The sequence below is a fragment of the Hydrogenophaga sp. genome (assembly GCF_051858985.1).
In the GTDB taxonomy this organism is placed as follows: Bacteria; Pseudomonadota; Gammaproteobacteria; order Burkholderiales; family Burkholderiaceae_C; genus Hydrogenophaga.
Genome location: NZ_JBHYGM010000002.1, coordinates 896,212 through 912,103, shown reverse-complemented (window position 1 = coordinate 912,103; position 15,892 = coordinate 896,212). Strand labels below are relative to the sequence as shown.

At 63.8% G+C, this 15,892-nt stretch carries 15 protein-coding genes and 2 tRNA genes; 2 read left to right on the top strand and 15 right to left on the bottom strand.

All coding sequences use genetic code 11. The features are described from left to right. From ACTIEY_RS10725 to ACTIEY_RS10695, 7 genes are all read right to left on the bottom strand, one after another. A complete protein-coding gene (locus ACTIEY_RS10725) occupies positions 1–825 on the bottom strand; it encodes a hypothetical protein (protein ID WP_439519087.1) in 825 nt (274 codons plus the stop codon). Between the two features lie 256 nt (positions 826–1,081). After that, on the bottom strand, positions 1,082–1,324 hold the full coding sequence (locus tag ACTIEY_RS10720) for a helix-turn-helix transcriptional regulator (RefSeq protein WP_439519086.1): 243 nt from the start codon (positions 1,322–1,324) through the stop codon (positions 1,082–1,084). A gap of 57 nt (positions 1,325–1,381) precedes the next feature. Next, complete coding sequence (locus ACTIEY_RS10715) at positions 1,382–2,110, bottom strand: hypothetical protein (RefSeq protein ID WP_439519085.1); 729 nt, start codon at positions 2,108–2,110, stop codon at positions 1,382–1,384. Between the two features lie 511 nt (positions 2,111–2,621). Then, positions 2,622–3,857: a tyrosine-type recombinase/integrase gene (locus tag ACTIEY_RS10710; RefSeq protein WP_439519084.1), complete on the bottom strand. Its 1,236-nt coding sequence runs from the start codon at positions 3,855–3,857 to the stop codon at positions 2,622–2,624. A 173-nt stretch (positions 3,858–4,030) separates the two neighbouring features. Beyond that, positions 4,031–4,107 (bottom strand) — tRNA-Arg (locus ACTIEY_RS10705). A 59-nt stretch (positions 4,108–4,166) separates the two neighbouring features. Then, positions 4,167–4,243 (bottom strand) — tRNA-Pro (locus ACTIEY_RS10700). A gap of 45 nt (positions 4,244–4,288) precedes the next feature. Beyond that, positions 4,289–4,993 carry a glutathione binding-like protein gene (locus tag ACTIEY_RS10695; RefSeq protein WP_439519083.1) on the bottom strand — a complete coding sequence of 235 codons (705 nt, stop codon included), beginning with the start codon at positions 4,991–4,993 and terminating at the stop codon, positions 4,289–4,291. A 76-nt stretch (positions 4,994–5,069) separates the two neighbouring features. Here ACTIEY_RS10695 and ACTIEY_RS10690 point away from each other — a divergent pair, with 76 nt between their 5' ends. Next, entirely contained in the window at positions 5,070–5,741 is a 672-nt protein-coding gene (locus tag ACTIEY_RS10690) for a hypothetical protein (protein ID WP_439519082.1), read from the top strand. A 16-nt stretch (positions 5,742–5,757) separates the two neighbouring features. Here the strand turns inward: ACTIEY_RS10690 and ACTIEY_RS10685 are convergent, their stop codons facing one another. From ACTIEY_RS10685 to ACTIEY_RS10665, 5 genes are all read right to left on the bottom strand, one after another. After that, the gene (locus ACTIEY_RS10685) at positions 5,758–7,017 is read right to left on the bottom strand and encodes an acyl-CoA dehydrogenase family protein (RefSeq protein ID WP_439519081.1); all 1,260 of its coding nucleotides are present in this window, start codon (positions 7,015–7,017) and stop codon (positions 5,758–5,760) included. 44 nt (positions 7,018–7,061) lie between these two features. After that, complete coding sequence (locus ACTIEY_RS10680) at positions 7,062–8,147, bottom strand: phosphotransferase (protein ID WP_439519080.1); 1,086 nt, start codon at positions 8,145–8,147, stop codon at positions 7,062–7,064. Between the two features lie 64 nt (positions 8,148–8,211). Then, positions 8,212–8,931, bottom strand: coding sequence for a Crp/Fnr family transcriptional regulator (locus tag ACTIEY_RS10675; protein ID WP_439519079.1), 720 nt, complete (start codon positions 8,929–8,931; stop codon positions 8,212–8,214). Between the two features lie 97 nt (positions 8,932–9,028). Then, positions 9,029–9,808, bottom strand: coding sequence for an oxepin-CoA hydrolase, alternative type (locus ACTIEY_RS10670; protein ID WP_439519078.1), 780 nt, complete (start codon positions 9,806–9,808; stop codon positions 9,029–9,031). Positions 9,809–9,818: 10 nt separating this feature from the next. After that, positions 9,819–11,336, bottom strand: coding sequence for a 3-hydroxyacyl-CoA dehydrogenase (locus ACTIEY_RS10665; RefSeq protein WP_439519077.1), 1,518 nt, complete (start codon positions 11,334–11,336; stop codon positions 9,819–9,821). A 190-nt stretch (positions 11,337–11,526) separates the two neighbouring features. On the opposite strand from ACTIEY_RS10665, the gene ACTIEY_RS10660 reads away from it, so the two are divergent. Beyond that, the gene (locus tag ACTIEY_RS10660; protein WP_439519076.1) at positions 11,527–13,545 is read left to right on the top strand and encodes a hypothetical protein; all 2,019 of its coding nucleotides are present in this window, start codon (positions 11,527–11,529) and stop codon (positions 13,543–13,545) included. Positions 13,546–13,558: 13 nt separating this feature from the next. Here ACTIEY_RS10660 and ACTIEY_RS10655 read toward each other — a convergent pair whose 3' ends face one another. The 3 genes from ACTIEY_RS10655 to lexA form a co-directional block, all read right to left on the bottom strand. Beyond that, a complete protein-coding gene (locus ACTIEY_RS10655; RefSeq protein WP_439519075.1) occupies positions 13,559–14,566 on the bottom strand; it encodes a D-2-hydroxyacid dehydrogenase family protein in 1,008 nt (335 codons plus the stop codon). A gap of 57 nt (positions 14,567–14,623) precedes the next feature. Next, positions 14,624–14,998, bottom strand: coding sequence for a hypothetical protein (locus ACTIEY_RS10650; RefSeq protein ID WP_439519074.1), 375 nt, complete (start codon positions 14,996–14,998; stop codon positions 14,624–14,626). Between the two features lie 138 nt (positions 14,999–15,136). Further along, positions 15,137–15,814, bottom strand: a complete 678-nt coding sequence (gene lexA / locus ACTIEY_RS10645; RefSeq protein WP_439519444.1) for a transcriptional repressor LexA — start codon at positions 15,812–15,814, stop codon at positions 15,137–15,139. Positions 15,815–15,892 lie beyond the last annotated feature (78 nt).

The following is a 15,892-nucleotide window of genomic DNA, read 5'->3' as shown; positions in this document are numbered from 1 at the left end:
TCAGCCCCCCAGCATGTCAGCCATGCGTGCCAAGTGGGCGCGCTCGGACTGTTCTGCGACCTTGGCCACCTGCAGCGCACCAATAGGCAGAAGAGCTTCCACCTCGGCCCGGAGTATCGAACGCAGGACGCGCGCCGGCATGGCCTCGGCCTCCACGGTGTAGGTGATGTGCTGTGAGCGTTTGTCGCCCTGTTTCCGGGGCTTGGTGGGCAGCTCGTTGAGCGCGACCTGTTCCTCGTTGATGGCAATGCGGCGGAAATCGAGTTCGATGTCGCTGCGCAGGTGGGTCCGCAGCTCACGCTCCAGTGACTGATCAATCAGCACGCCCGCAGGATCGAAGTCGCCGATGTAGAACACCACCAGCGGTCGGGTGTCACCCAGCCTGTTGTGCGTCTCGGCGGCCTCATGCACAAACGACAAGCTGCTGAACCCACCACACGGGTAAAGATCAACGGCCAGTTCCACGCAGTCGCGATGTACCACCGAAGCGATGCTTCGTGATTCGGCCCATACCTCACACCGGAAGTCGGCTTCGCGCCAGAGGTCGGCCCTGTAGAGCCCAGCCATCTGCCGAACAAAGTCGCCTGCGTTGCTAAAGGTGTTGACGAAGTATCCGCGCCGGCTCATGTCGGCGATCCAGTTGTATGGGATGCGGCCGGACCGGCGCAACTTCACGCACCGGTCCTGAACGTGTCGGTATCCTCGATCGGACTTTTCCACCGGCTCGGGCAATCTGGGGTCTGTCATCCGGTAGAAGACGTGGCGCACGCTTTGCGGGTGGTCCTCATGCAGGACTGCAATGATCTGTTCGTCGAGCAGATTCATTCGGGTCGATGAGCGCCGATCACGCTTTATCGCGCTGGCCCCATAGAGACGAGGTTTCACACGGTGTCCCCAGCCTCTAGGTCTTCTAGTCGCGAGCGCAGAGCCGTCAAGTCGGGGCAAACACGCGCCAAACCTTGGTGGATGGTGAAGTACACAACCGGCCCGTCGATCGGGCCCGACCTGTACGCTCGAGCGCCCCTTCGACTCGCCCGGGCGCGCAGGTTTGTCCACTCATTGAACAACTGGGTAGCGGAGTTCATACTGCCACCTTGGCGCGCAGCCAGTTGGAGACCTGGCCGGCAACCCAGCGGGTGCAGCGCGTGCCATCTTTGATGGGCTTGGGGAATTTGCCCTCAGCCACCCTTCGGCGGATGCTCGATTCAGAGAGTCCAGTGACTTCGATTACCGTCTGAATTTTGAGCAGAGCTTCCGGGATGTTTAGAGATTGGACCGATTGAAGCGGAGGCCTCTGACGGAATGGGAGCGGGTCGGTATGCATGGGGCATCTCGTGGTTGAACACGGATTCCATGGTCGTGCGTTAGCGGGTTGATGTCACTACCGGCTTGCCTGCAGACCGGCCGGTTTGCCAGCAGGCGGGGCATCTCTAAGCCACACTTCTCGCAACTGCTTCTCTGTCACTTTGACGAATCGTTCGTTCCATAAGCGAGCGCAATAGTCGCGCGCAAAGGCTGAACGATTTCCATCGTATGCCCCTCGATGAGTGGCCCACTCAGCGCGTATCCATTCGCGTGCTTGACGACCGTCGCGATGTTTGGCGTCCGCTCCGGAACGCGCGAGAGCGATCCGAGCCGAAGCAACACTTACCAGATTGGGACGTTGGCCCCCCATTAGTTGCACTGCGGCCTCCATCGCGCGCGCCAGCCCTACGCTGCGGGCTTGTTCATCAACCAAAGTTTTGCCGTTTTGAAGGACGGCTCTTTCGATGTTGAAAAAGAACGCGTCATAGAAAAATGCAAAGGCTTGGTCGTCGCTGAAAACTTCACGCTCTGGGTCTAGCAGGTCCTCTTCATACAAGGAACGGCTCGCAACACGCAACTGCAGAAGCGTGCCAAACCGCCTTTTCGCGAGAAGGCGCACAGTTCTGACGGTCTCCCACACAGGAACTCGCCAAAGGAACCCTTTGTCTTTGGGTCCAAGAATTGGATAAGCGAAGCCTACGAAAGAAACCGTGGAAGGTATGACATCGAATTCCGGAATCTTCACCCAGTTGTTGGGGTCGTTCTGGTGTACTGCCCAGTTGAAGTTCTTCTGCATTTCAAACATGCGCCCCTCGCGCCCCTGATTGAGATGCCAGCCCAGCCCGTCAGGGAAGCGGGTTTTCGGGGATCAGCCTAGGGCTGGCAAAACTGAAATGCCCGAAGGCGTGATAGCGAGTTAGGTATAGGCCTCAGCGATCGAATGATCTGCCGGACCTTTTCGCCTCCGGTACGGCGCAGGGCCTTCCGGTTTCTATCGCTTCTTGCCAAGCGTGGGTAAACCTCCTGATGAAATCTTGACCCAGCCTGTTCCGCGCTTGCTGGACAGTCGAGCCCATGGGCTAGGCTTGGCAGTTCCAGTTGATCGCAGTTGCTTGGCAGAAAGTGGCGCCTCTGGAGCTTTTGTTGCTATCAGTGATTTAAGAAGCTTGCGCACCTTAGAAGAGGCCCCGGCTCTCCTTGTAAGTTCGGCCAGTGCCGTCTTGTCCCCATCGCGGGCATATGCGCAAAGCTCCACCGTGACCAAGCTTGCCGCGTTGCCCTTGATTCGTAGTTTCACCATTGCAGAATCCACTTGGTCATGCGCGCAGCGGCACCACGTCGGCACCCGTGCGCAGCTTGTCTAGATAGTTTGCCCACTGGGTCATCATGGCCCGGCGCTTGTCGATGAATTGCGCGCGGTCATACGCGGCACCCAGCGGACCACTCTTACCGTGGGCTAGTTGTGCCTCGATCACATCGGGGTCGACGTTCATCTGCTCCACCATGATCGTCCGCGCCATAGCCCGAAACCCGTGTGCCGTCATGTCTTCGTTCGCGTAGCCCAGCCGGCGCAGGGCTGTGCGGATGGTGTTGTCGCTCATTGGCCTTTCACCAGTCAGCAGTGACGGAAACGCGTACTGGCCATGGCCGGTCAGGTTCTTCAGGTCTTTCAGAATGGCGACAGCCTGCGATGCCAGCGGCACGATGTGCGGACGCCCATTGAGCTTGCCGACCTTGGTACGCTTCATGTCGGCAGCGGGAATGCGCCACACCTTAGCGTCGAGGTCGACATCCGCCCACTTCATTTGACGGATGTTGCCGGGCCGCTGAAAGAGCAGGGCGGACAACTGGAGCGCGGCGCGTGTGGAGGGCTGACCTGAGTAGGTGGTGATCGCTCGCATCAACTCGCCGGCCTGCTTGGGGTCGAGCACGGCAGCCATGTGCTTCACGGTAATGGGAACCAGGGCGCCGTGCAGGTCGGGTGCAGGATTGCGCTCACAGCGCCCCGTGGCGATCCCATGCCGAAACACCTGGCCGCACCATTGACGCAACGTGTGCGCGCTCTCATGGGCGCCCCTGGCTTCCACCTTGCGCAGAACGTGCAGCAGCATTGGGGCGGTGATCGTGGACAAGGGCAGGGCGCCCAATGATGGGAATACATCCTTCCCCATCAACGAGAGCCAGCGTTCGGCGTAACGGGTGCTCCAGGCTGGCGACTTCACCTTGTGAAACTCTCGCGCAACGGACTCGAAAGTACCGTCCGCATCGATGCGATTCGAGAGCTTTTCGAGTTGCCGGCGCTGCGCTGGGTCCACCCCAGTCGCATGCAGTTTGCGCGCATCGTCGCGTGCGAAGCGAGCAGCTTTCAACGTGACTGCGGGATAGCTCCCGAGAGCGAGTCGCTTCTCCTTGCCTCCGTGCCGGTACTTCCAAAACCAGCGCTTCGATCCCGTGGCCGCGACTTCGAGATAGAGGCCACCAGCATCTGCATATCGAGCGCGGGGCTTGTCAGTGCCGCAGGAAGCGTTTCTGCATTGGGCTTCAGTCAACATGGGGGAACAACCTTGAAAATCCAGGGGAAAGCCCCTTCGTTCCCCCGGTTTGTACCCCCCTTCGACGTGCGTTGCAATGGCGCCTCATGACGGAACATGACGCGCATAGTGTGGCAAGCTATTGATCTGAATAGGGATTTTGACGGAACATGGCGCAACATGATTTGTTGCTATGGCCTGCCCGGAGGGACTCGAACCCCCGACCTGCTGCTTAGAAGGCAGCTGCTCTATCCGGTTGAGCTACGGGCAGACAGGGTGACCGGCGATACAAAAAAGGCCCACACTGTGGGCCTTCTTGTTTTCGATCAATGGTCGGAGCGGCGGGATTCGAACTCGCGACCCTCTGCTCCCAAAGCAGATGCGCTACCAGGCTGCGCTACGCTCCGACTAAGCGGTGAATTGTACCTGCTGCCGGCGTCATCTTCCCGGCCTCACCGTTTTTCGTACTGCGTCTTGCCGAACAGCACGTCGCGCGACTTGTCGTCGGTCAGCGGTTTGCGCGCATCCGCCAGCACCGCCACGCCCCGCTGGACCGCCGGCCGCGCTGCAATCGTGTCGAACCATTGCTTCAGTCGCGGGAAGTCGGCCCAGTCGATGCCCTGGTTCTGCCAGCTCCGCAGCCACGGAAAGATGGCGATGTCGGCCACGGTGTACTGGCTGCCGGCAATGAACTTGTGCTTGGCCAGCTGTCGGTCCATCACGCCGTAGAGCCGCTTGGCCTCGTTGGTGTAGCGGTTGACGGCGTAGTCGATCTTCTCCGGCGCGTAAAGGCGAAAGTGATGCGCCTGTCCCAGCATGGGTCCCACGCCGCCCATCTGGAACATCAGCCATTCGAGCGTTTCCCACCGGGCGCGGTCCGTCCTGGGCAAAAACCTGCCGCTCTTGGCGGCGAGGTACAACAGGATCGCACCGGATTCGAAGAGGCTGATCGGCTTGCCGTCCGGCCCCTGCGGGTCCACCAGGGCCGGGATCTTGTTGTTGGGGCTGATCTTCAGGAACTCGGGCGCGAACTGGTCGCCCTGGCCGATGTTGATGGCGTGGGCCTGCCAGTCGCGGCCCAGTCGGAGCCCGCACTCCTCGAGCATGATGTGGACCTTGTGGCCGTTGGGCGTGGCCCAAGAATAGACATCGATCATGGCAACTGGCCTTTCATGGCGCGAGGGCTGTTGGTTATGCTTGCTGGAAATTCACTCTACGGGAAAACACAAGTCCATGTTCGAGCGACTGGGAAAAGCGTTGGGCGGTCTTTTGGCATCCTCAGATCCTTCGGGTCCGCTGGCGCAGTGGGCCCTGTCGCAAGGGCTGGCTTACAAGTCCATGTTCGGTGGCGCGTACGCCATGGTGGGTCAGTGGCAGGGTCGAGGTGTGCGCATCGAATGCGGAGCGCCTTCGCGGCCTTACCTGCACGGCATGGAACTCATGGGCCGTGCCGATCTCGGGTTGGCCACGCCGGCCAGTGTGGTGTTGCTCAACCGCTCGCTCAAGCGCGCACTCGAGCAGCAGGCGACCGCGCTGTATGCCAGCTACACCGACAACCTGCAGACCAGCGCGGCCATGCTCCCGGAGGAAATCCGCTGGCTGGCGATGTACCGGGACGCGGGTTGGGCCGGGCCCGACGAGGCGTTCTGGGAGCGATACGCCGTCCTCACCGACTCGACGGAGGTCGCGAAAGCCTGGATCGACGCGAACGCCGTTCAGCGCCTCATGGAGTGGCCAGGCGACACCGTCACCCCTGCCACCCCTCTGCTGTTCATGTTGCTGCGCGGCAAGGTCTATCTGCGCATGCAGATCGACCAGACGCGTGACGAGCGTGCCGCATTGAATGCCATGGCGCTGTTCCGGCACCTGAGCGACCAGGCGAGCGCATTGGCCACGCCGCCCTGAGGCAGCGCGCTCGTCTTCAGAAGCCGCGCGTGACCGGCATCTCCACGTCGGTTTTCACCATCATGTGGCGTGCAAGCTCGAGCTTGGCGATCGACTGGCGATGCACTTCGTCAGGGCCGTCGGCCAGGCGCAGCGTGCGTTGGCTGGCATAGGCGTAGGCCAGCGGGAAATCGCCGCTCACCCCGCCACCGCCATGCGCCTGGATGGCCATGTCGATCACGTCGCAGGCCATATTGGGTGCCACCACCTTGATCATCGCAATCTCGGCCTTGGCCACCTTGTTGCCCACCGTGTCCATCATGTAGGCTGCCTTGAGCGTGAGAAGGCGCGCCATCTCGATGCGGCAGCGGGCATCGGCGATGCGTTCGTGCCACACCGATTGGGCCGACACCGGCTTGCCGAAAGCCACGCGGCTGTTGAGCCGCTGGCACATGAGTTCCATCGCGCGCTCAGCGGCACCGATGGATCGCATGCAGTGGTGAATGCGCCCAGGGCCGAGGCGGCCCTGGGCGATCTCGAAACCACGACCTTCGCCCAGCAGGATGTTGCTGACCGGCACGCGCACGTTCTCCAGCAGCACTTCCATGTGGCCATGGGGTGCGTCGTCGTAGCCGAAGACCGAGAGCGGGCGAAGCACCGAGATGCCTTTGGTGTCGGCCGGCACCACGATCATGGATTGCTGCGAATGGCGCGGCGCGTCCGGGTTGGTCTTGCCCATGACGATGTAGACAGCGCAACGCGGGTCGCCCGCGCCGGACGACCACCACTTGCGGCCGTTGATCACGTATTCGTCGCCGTCGCGCTCGATGCGACACTGGATGTTGGTGGCGTCCGAAGATGCCACCTCGGGCTCGGTCATCAGGAAGGCCGAACGGATTTCGCCGCGCAGCAGCGGCTCCAGCCATTCGTCTTTCAATGCCTCGCTGGCATAGCGCTCCAGCGTTTCCATGTTGCCGGTATCCGGCGCGGAGCAGTTGAACACCTCGGCCGCGAACGGCACGCGGCCCATGATCTCGCACATGGGTGCGTACTCGAGGTTGGACAGGCCCTGAGGCGCTCGCGGGCTGCGCGGCAGGAACAGGTTCCACAGGCCGGCGGCCAGCGCCTTGGGCTTGAGTTCTTCGATGATGGCGGTGGGCACCCAGGGGTTGCCCTTGGCCCGGTTGGCCGAGATCTCCTCAAAGAAGCGTGCCTCGTTGGGATACACGTGCTGATCCATGAACGCGAGCAGGCGTTCGCGCATGTCCTTGACCTTGTCGGTGTAGTCGAAATTCATCGTGTCTCCTGTGGGTGAGGCGTGGTCGCCTGGGGAAAAAGGGATCAGCCCGCGCTGGCGAAGCGCCAGGCCAGCTCTGCCATGGGCCGGGCGCCCGCCGCCGATTTCACGGCTTGCGCGCTGGATGCGGTGCCCGCTTCCACCCGCTTGGCAATGCCTTGCAGGATGGCCGCCAGGCGGAACATGTTGTAGGCCAGATAGAAATTCCAGTCGGCCTTGAGTTCATCGGGCCTGGCGAAGCCGGTGCGCTCGCAATACAGCGCGATGTAGTCGGCCTCGGACGGGATGCCCAGGGCCGGCAGGTCGAGCCCGGCGATGCCTCGAAACGCGCCGGGAGGAATGTGCCAGGACATGCAGTGGTAGCTGAAATCGGCCAGCGGGTGGCCCAGCGTGGACAGCTCCCAGTCAAGCACCGCGAGCACGCGCGGCTCGCTGGTGTGGAACATGAGGTTGTCGAGGCGGTAGTCGCCGTGCACGACCGACAGCAGGGATTCGTCGCGCGCCATGTCGGGCACATTCTTCGGCAGCCAGTCCATGAGCCGGTCCATCGCTTCGATGGGCTGCGTGACAGACGCCTGGTACTGCTTGCTCCAGCGGCCGATCTGTCTCTCGAAATAGTTGCCCGGCTTGCCGTAGCCCTCCAGGCCGATCTCCAGGGGCTTGACGGTGTGCAGTGCCGCCATCACGCGGTTCATCTCGTTGTAGATGGCGCCGCGTTGATCGGGCGTCATGTCGGGGAGCGACTGGTCCCAGAGCACGCGGCCATCCATGCATTCCATGACGTAGAAGGCGCGGCCAATCACCGATTCGTCTTCGCACAGTGCGTGCATGCGGGGCACGGGCACGCCGGTGCCGTGCAATGCGCTCATCACGCGGAACTCGCGCTCGATCGCGTGCGCTGAAGGCAGCAGCTTGGCCACGGGCCCGGGTTTGGCGCGCATCACATAGGCGCGCTGCGGGGTGATCAGCTTGTAGGTGGGATTGGACTGCCCGCCCTTGAACATCTCGACCGTGAGCGGACCCGCGAACCCTGGCACCTGGGCCTCGAGCCAGCTTGCAAGCGCCGCGTCGTCGAACGCATGCTGGTCTGCGACGGGCCGGGTGCCGGTGAAGTTCTGCTGGTCGCTCATGAAGCCGGTCCGCGTTTCGAGGTGGAAGAAAGGGAAGACCCAGCCGGCAGGTTCAAGCCGCTGCTCAGGACTCCGACTCGGCAATGCGCATGAGCATGTCGCGATTGCGCACGACCAATCCACCCTGTTCGATCCGGATTGCGTCTTCGCGCTCCATGGACTTCAGTTCCTGGTTCACGCGCTGGCGCGAGGCACCCAGCAACTGCGCCAGTTCTTCCTGAGCCAGTTGCAGGCCGATTCGCATCTCGCTGCCGTCCGACAGGCAGGGCACGCCATAGCTGCGCACGAGGTGAAGCAGCTGCTTGGCCAGCCGCGCGCGCAGGGGCAGGGTGTTGAGGTCTTCCACCAGACCGAAAAGCGTCCGGATGCGACGTGCCTGCAAGCGCATGAGCGCTTCGTAGAGCTCTACGTGCGTGCTGAGAATCTTCTGGAAATCGGTGCGGGCCACGCAGAGCATGGTCGTGGGTCCGTGGGCATACGCATCGTGCGTGCGCTGATCGCCGTCGAACATCGCCACGTCGCCAAACCACACACCGGGCTCCACGTAGGTCAGAGTGATCTGCTTGCCCGAGAGCGAGGTCGAGCTCACGCGCACGGCGCCCTTGGCCACGGCAGACCATTCCGAAGGAGGATCGCCCCGGGCGACGATCAGGTCGCCGTCCTTGAACCGCTTGACGTAGGCGCATCGGAGTATGTCGTGACGCAGGGAAGGAGAAAGGCTGGTGAACCAGCGACCGTTGTTGATCGCCTCGCGTTCTTCCATTGTCAGAATCGGTTCGTCCATGGGCTGTCTTTTGAGTGACTGGGAAAGCGATCATTGTCGCCACAGGGACGTGGCGACCGGATCAGGGTATGCGCGCAGGGCGCGCGCATGGGATCGATCAGCGGTAGCTGGCCGGCCGCTTTTCCATGAACGCGCTGATGCCTTCGCCGGCGTTGGCATGGTGCAGGCAGCGCACGAAGTGGTCGCGTTCGGCGGCGAGTTGCGCGTGCAGCGCCTGCGTGGGCGCTTCGTTGGCCAGCTCCTTGATGGCCGCCAGGGCGTTGGGCGCGCGCGCGTTGAGGCGCTCGCTCAAGGCCAGGGCTTCAGCCAGGGCCTCGCCCGGCGGGCTGACCTGGTTGATGACGCCAAGTTGCTGCAGGCGCTCGGCGCCGATGCGCTCGCCACACATCAGCAACTGCAGCGCCGTGGCGCGGGGCAGGGCGCGCATGAGGCTCCAGGTGGCGCCGCCATCGGGTGACAGGCCCACGTTGCTGTAGGCCATCACGAACACGCTGTTCTGCGCAGCCACGACCAGATCGCATGCGAGCACCAGCGAAAAGCCGGCCCCGGCGCACGAGCCTTCCACCGCCGCCAGCACCGGCTTGGGGAAGGCGCGGATGGTTTCCACCCAGTTGTGCAGTCCTTCGATGCTTTGAGCCTGCACCTCGGGCGGCTGCTGGCGGTTGGCCAGCAGCCGCTGAAGATTGCCACCGGCGCAAAAGTGGCTGCCTTCGCCGGTGATCACGACGCTGCGCACCTCGTCGCTGCTTTCGGCAACGTTCAGCGCCTCGACGCCGGCGGCGTACATGTCCGGGCTCAGGGCGTTGCGGTTCTCGGGGTTGCTGATGGTCAGCACCATGGTCTGGCCATGGCTGTGGCTCTTGAGGCTGGCGGTCATGGGGTGTTCTTCATTCCTCGTGGGTAAGACTCAGGCCCAGCGCGCCGCGCCGGCGCAGCCAGGGAGACGGGCGATAGCGCGGATCGCCGTATACGGTCTGCAGGTTGAACAGGATTTCGAGCACATTGGTGGGCCCGATGCGGTCGCCCATGGCCAGAGGGCCGGCGGGGTAGCCCAGACCGAGCGTGACCGCCACGTCCAGATCGGCTGGCGTGCAGATCCCTTGCTGGCACATGTCGGCCGCGATGTTGACGATGGTGGCCACCACCCGCTGAGTGACAAAGCCTCCGCTGTCACGGACCACGCTCACTGGTTTGTCGTCGCGCGCGAAAAGCGCGTGCGCGGCAGCTCGCATGTCGGGCCGCGTGGCGGGGTTGGTGGCCAGCACGCGTCGGCGCGTGGCGGCATCCTCCAGCATCATGTCGATGCCCATGGTGCGGGTGGCGTCCAGCCGCTCCACGGCGGCCAGGGTGGTCACGTCCAGGCCCAGCGGAGCCACCAGGATCAAGGCAGTTGCCGAAGGCGCTGCGCCGGTTTCGATGGTCGCCCCCAGGTTCTTGAGCAATTGGTAGAGCTCCTGGCGTCGCGCCGCCTTGGGAGACACCCACACCGGCGGCAGGTCGGCCACGTCGGGAGCCGGTGGCTCGGCAGCCATGCGCGCCACACCCTTGTCGTAGATGTAAAAACCTTCGCCCACCTTCTTGCCCACGACACCCCCGGCCAGGCGTTGTGCCGTGATCACGCTGGGCCGGTAACGCGGCTCCTCGAAGTACTGGTGGTAGATCGACTCCATCACAGGGTGCGATACGTCCAGGGCGGTCAGGTCCATCAACTCGAAAGGACCGAGTCGAAAGCCCATCTGGTCCTTGAGGATGCGGTCGATCGTGGCGAAGTCGGCGACCTGTTCACCCACCACCCGAAGCGCCTCGGTGCCGTACCCGCGCCCGGCGTGGTTGACGATGAAGCCGGGTGTGTCCTGGGCCGCGACCGGGGTGTGGCCGAACTGGCGGGTGTAGTCGGTCAGGCGCTGGCAGACCTCGCCACTGGTCTTCAGGCCGGCAATGACCTCCACCACCTTCATGAGCGGCACCGGGTTGAAGAAGTGGTAGCCCGCGAGCTGTGATGGGCGCTTGAGCGCGGCCGCAATGGCAGTGACCGACAGCGACGAGGTGTTGGTGGCCAGCACCGCGTCGGACTGAACGATGTCCTCCAGATCGGCAAACAGGCGTTGCTTCACGTCCAGCCGTTCAACCACCGCTTCGACCACCAGGTCGCACGGCGCCAGGTCGCTCAACGACGTGGCGAGCTGAACGCGTTCCAGGCAGGCCTCCATGGTGCCGGCGTCCATGCGGTTCTTGCCCACCAGCGTCTGCCAGGTGGTCTGAAGCGCGTCCCGGGCGGCCTGGGCGGCTCCCGGCTGAAGGTCGAAAAGCCAGACCCGGCTGCCGGCCTGCGCTGCCATCTGGGCGATGCCCCTGCCCATGGCACCGGTTCCAACAATGCCTGCCGAGGGAAAAATGGGTTGCATAAGTGTGTTGTATTTGGAATGAGACGCCCGGCGGCTATGACAAAATGACCGAACGAAAGAACGAAGGACATCCAACGTGCGCCAGACATGGACAGCCTGTATTTTGCTATCAACTGCCATGGGCAGTTCGGCAGTGACCTTGGGAAGGCACAGTGGCGCGGCCCTCATCGGGCAACCCCTTGATGTCCGGGTGCAGCTCCTCGTCGCACCGGAGGAAGACGCCACCAACCAGTGCGTGAGCACGGACGTGTTCTACGGCGATGCCCAGGTGTCCGCGGGCGCCGTGCGCAGCACGCCGCAGAGAGCCGCAGGGGCCGACGCCCAGGCCACGGTGCGCATCCAGTCCGCCCTGCCGGTGAACGAGCCCATCGTCACGCTGTACGTGAAAGCCGGCTGCAGCAATCCTTTCACCCGACGCTACGTCCTGCTGGCCGAACTGACCTCCGAGCCCAGTGCGGCCAGTTCTGCTGCGACGGCGCCGGCGCTGGCAGCGCCCGCGCGGCCACCCGCAGTCGAATCGTTGGCACCGCCGCGTGCCGCAGCGCCTCGGTCCGAGGGGAGTGCGGGAGCATCAGGATCGTCCTCGCGCCCGTCGACCGCCGCAGCGAACCAGGCCAACCCCCGTCCGGCCGCACCCACGACCCGACCACCGAGCGTCGTGCGCCGGACCGCGCCCGCCCCGGCGCCAGCACCGCGCCTGCAACTCGATCTGGTGGATCTGGATCCCGGCATCGAGCGCGACCCCACCCTCCGGCTTTCGCAGTTGATGCTCACCGAGCCCGAAGCCTCTGAAGAGGCAAGGGCAGCTGCCGCGGAGCGCTGGAAGGCGATCAACGCCACACCCGAGGACATTCTTCGCGATGCGCGCAAGCTGACCACCGTGGAAGCCGAAGCTGCTGCCTTGCGCGAAGCGCAGACAAGGGACCAGACCAGCCTGGCGGAACTGAAATCGCAGCTGGCACAGGCGCGAGACGAGCGCTACAGCAATCCGCTCGTCCATGCGCTGGGTGCCTTGTTGCTGCTGGCGTTGCTGGCGTTGTTGTTCGTGTGGAGGCGCAAGTCCCGGTCGCCGGGATCCGAGGCATCTCGCGCGTGGTGGTCGTCTCATCCCGACGACAAGTCCGCGGCCGACAAGCTCGGCGCACCGGTGGTTCGCGAGCCGCCTGCGCCTGCGGTGGTGGCGGCGGTGGAAGAGGACAAGGACATCGATTTCAACCTCGACGACGATTCGTCGTTCGACGTGCTGAACCCCAAGGCGGGGACCGTGCGAAGTGGCCGGGCACCGCTGTCGTCAGACCCCGTCCTCGCCCTGCAGACACGCGACAAGCGCGAGTTTTCGTCCAGCGCCATCGGTGGTTCGCGTTCCATTGCCACCGAGGAGCTCTTCGACATCCAGCAGCAGGCCGACTTCTTTGTCTCGCTGGGTGAAGATGGCCAGGCGATCGAAGTGTTGCGCAACCACCTCGCGGAAAGCCACGAGCCCAGCGCGCTGGCTTACCTCGACCTGTTCAAGCTCTACCACCGCCTCGGCAGGCGGCATGACTACGACCAGTTGCGAGACGAGTTCAACCAGGTGTTCAACGCCGGCGCGCCCCCGTTTGATCACTACATGGACGCCGGCCGTGGCCTGGAGGCCTACGAGACCGCCTTCAGCCGCATCCAGTCGCTGTGGCCAGAACCACGTGTGCTCGACCTCATCGAGCAGTCGATCTTTCGCGATGCATCCGACGACGAAGTCGAAGTTTTCGATCTCGAGGCCTACCGGGAGTTGCTGCTGTTGCACGCGATCGCCAAGGACCTCATCACCCGCGATGGCACACACCCGGCGGGGAACAGCGAGTTCCGCCACACCGCGGTGCAACCCCTGAAGGCGGCTGGCCGCCTGCTCGATGGCTCGCCCATCGCCCAGAAAGGAGTTCCACAGGATGTTCGAGAGCGAAACACCGAACCGATGGGGCTGGACGCCATGACGCCGGCATCTTCCCGCCTGGGGCTGGACGTGAATCTGGACGACCTTTCGGAGTTCTCGGCCTTCGAGGCCTCGCTGCCGGAGGTGGACGTCACGATCGAACCCACGGCCAAACCGTCTGAAGAGGATCGCCCCGGGGACTCCCGCGGCAACTTGATTGATTTCGAGGTTCAGGATTTCATGCTGCCGGAGCGCAGCGACCTCAACACGCCCGAAGGCGACCCTGACAAGAAGCCCTGAACAGCAGGAGGGGTCAGCGCCGCACCTGCAAAGCGCCCGGATTGACGATGTTGGTCGGGGTGCCCTTGATGAAGTTGACCACGTTGTCGAACGCGGCCGCGAAGTACATCTCGTAGCTGTCCTGCTCGACGTAGCCGATGTGTGGCGTGCAGATGCAGTTTTCCAGCCGCAGCAACGCATGTCCCTGGAGAATGGGCTCCGACTCGAAGACGTCCACCGCGGCCATGCCAGGATGGCCTCGATTGAGGGCTGCGATCAAGGCTTCAGGCTCAATGAGTTCCGCGCGCGAGGTATTGACGAGCAGGGCGCTGGTCTTCATGCGCGCCAGGTCTTCCGCTTTGACACACCCCGCGCTTTTTTCGCTCAGGCGCAGGTGCAGTGACAGCACGTCGGAATGCTCGAAAAGGGCCGTCTTGCTGTCCACCACATCGTGTCCGTCCGCTCGCGCACGGGCCCGCGCCTCCTCACTGCCCCACACCACGACCCGCATGCCGAACGCCCGGCCGTAGCCTGCCACCAACTGGCCGATGCGCCCGTAGCTCCAGATGCCGAGCGTCTTGCCTCGCAGCACCATGCCAAGACCAAAGTTCGAAGGCATTGCCGCCGCCTTGAGCCCGGCCTGCTGCCAGGCACCGTGCTTGAGGTGCGACACATATTGCGGAATGCGCCGCATGGCGGCCAGCACCAGGCCCCAGGTGAGCTCGGCCGTGGACACAGGGGAGCCCACACCTTCTGCCACGGCGATGCCGCGTTCCGTGCAGGCCGCGACATCGAGATGGCTGCCCACGCGCCCCGTCTGCGCAATCAATTTGAGGCGCGGCAGCTTCTCGACGAGCTGGCGCGTGACCTGTGTGCGCTCGCGAATCAGGACCAGCACGTCCGCATCGCGAAGGCGGATGGAGAGTTGCCCAACACCCTTGACCGTGTTGGTGAACACCTTGGCAGGATAGGGCTCCAGCTTCTCGGCGCATCGCAGCTTGCGCACCGCATCTTGATAGTCATCAAGGATCACAATATTCATGACCCTATTGTGCCTTCCCCTCCATCTGCCGCGCCGGGCCAGGCCGATGCGAAGCGCTCAGGCTGCGCGTGCGGATACCTCGGTCTCCTGATCTGCCAGCCGGTCCAGTTCGGCACAGACATCGTTGATGCGGCCCGAAATCACCAGCCGCACGCCAAAGGATGGAGAAGGCCTGGGATCGACCTGCCGCAGCACGCGGACGCGGCAGGGACCAGGGGTTTCAGAGCGCATGGCCGGCGCAACGCGTACGCCCTGCAGAGCGGGCCCATCGGCCACACGGCCCAGCCAGCCAGCGCGCGCAAAACGCTGCACCGCGCGACTGACCATGGGCTCGTTGGCCGCCTGCGTGCGACGCCCGGAAGGCTCAGGAAGCCAGCAATCGATGAGCTGCAGTGGCGCGCGCCAGGTGTTGGTGTTGAAGAGGATTCCCATGCGAAACTCCTTGGTGGGGGTTGAACACAGGCAGGATTGCTTGAAGGTCGCCAACGCAGGGATGTGTCCTGATGCGAAGCGCAAAGGCTCGCCGGACCAAACGCCCGCCACCTGCTGAGGCGACACGACCGGAGTCGGTCAGAGCTGGAAACTGTTGCGAATCAGGCCCACTGCCAGTCCCTCGATCTCGAAGGGCTCGCCCGGCTCGACCACGATGGTCTGGTAGTCGGGGTTCTCGGCATGCAGTTCGATCAGGTGCTGGCGCCTCATGAACCGCTTGACCGTGACGTCATCGCCCAGACGGGCGACCACGATCTGGCCGTTCTTGGCTTCCTTGGTGGCCTGCACGGCGAGCAGGTCCCCGTCCATGATGCCGGCGTCACGCATGGACATGCCTCGCACCTTGAGCAGATAGTCCGGCGCGCGCTGGAACAGGCTGCGCTCGACGTGGTAGGTCTGATCCACATGCTCCTGGGCCAGGATGGGCGAACCCGCCGCCACGCGACCGATCAAGGGCAGCATGAGCTGGGAAAAACCGGGGAGCGGCAGTGTAAGCTGGCGGGCCCGGGAGTCGTTGATGGAGCGCAGGTCCTCGCTGCGCAGGCGGATGCCGCGTGAGGTGCCGCTGACGAGTTCGATGACGCCTTTGCGGGCCAGTGCCTGGAGGTGTTCTTCGGCGGCATTGGCCGACTTGAAGCCCAGTTCGCTGGCGATCTCGGCCCGGGTGGGCGGTGCGCCCGTGCGGGCAATGGCCGTCTGGATCAGTTCCAGAATCTGCTGCTGCCGGGCGGTGAGCTTGGGCGCGGAAAGGGGCATGTCGGACATGGGGACCTCGTCGGGAACATGGCATGGGCCGGGGAGGACAAGCCAGGCTGGGCTGGAATACCCATACCT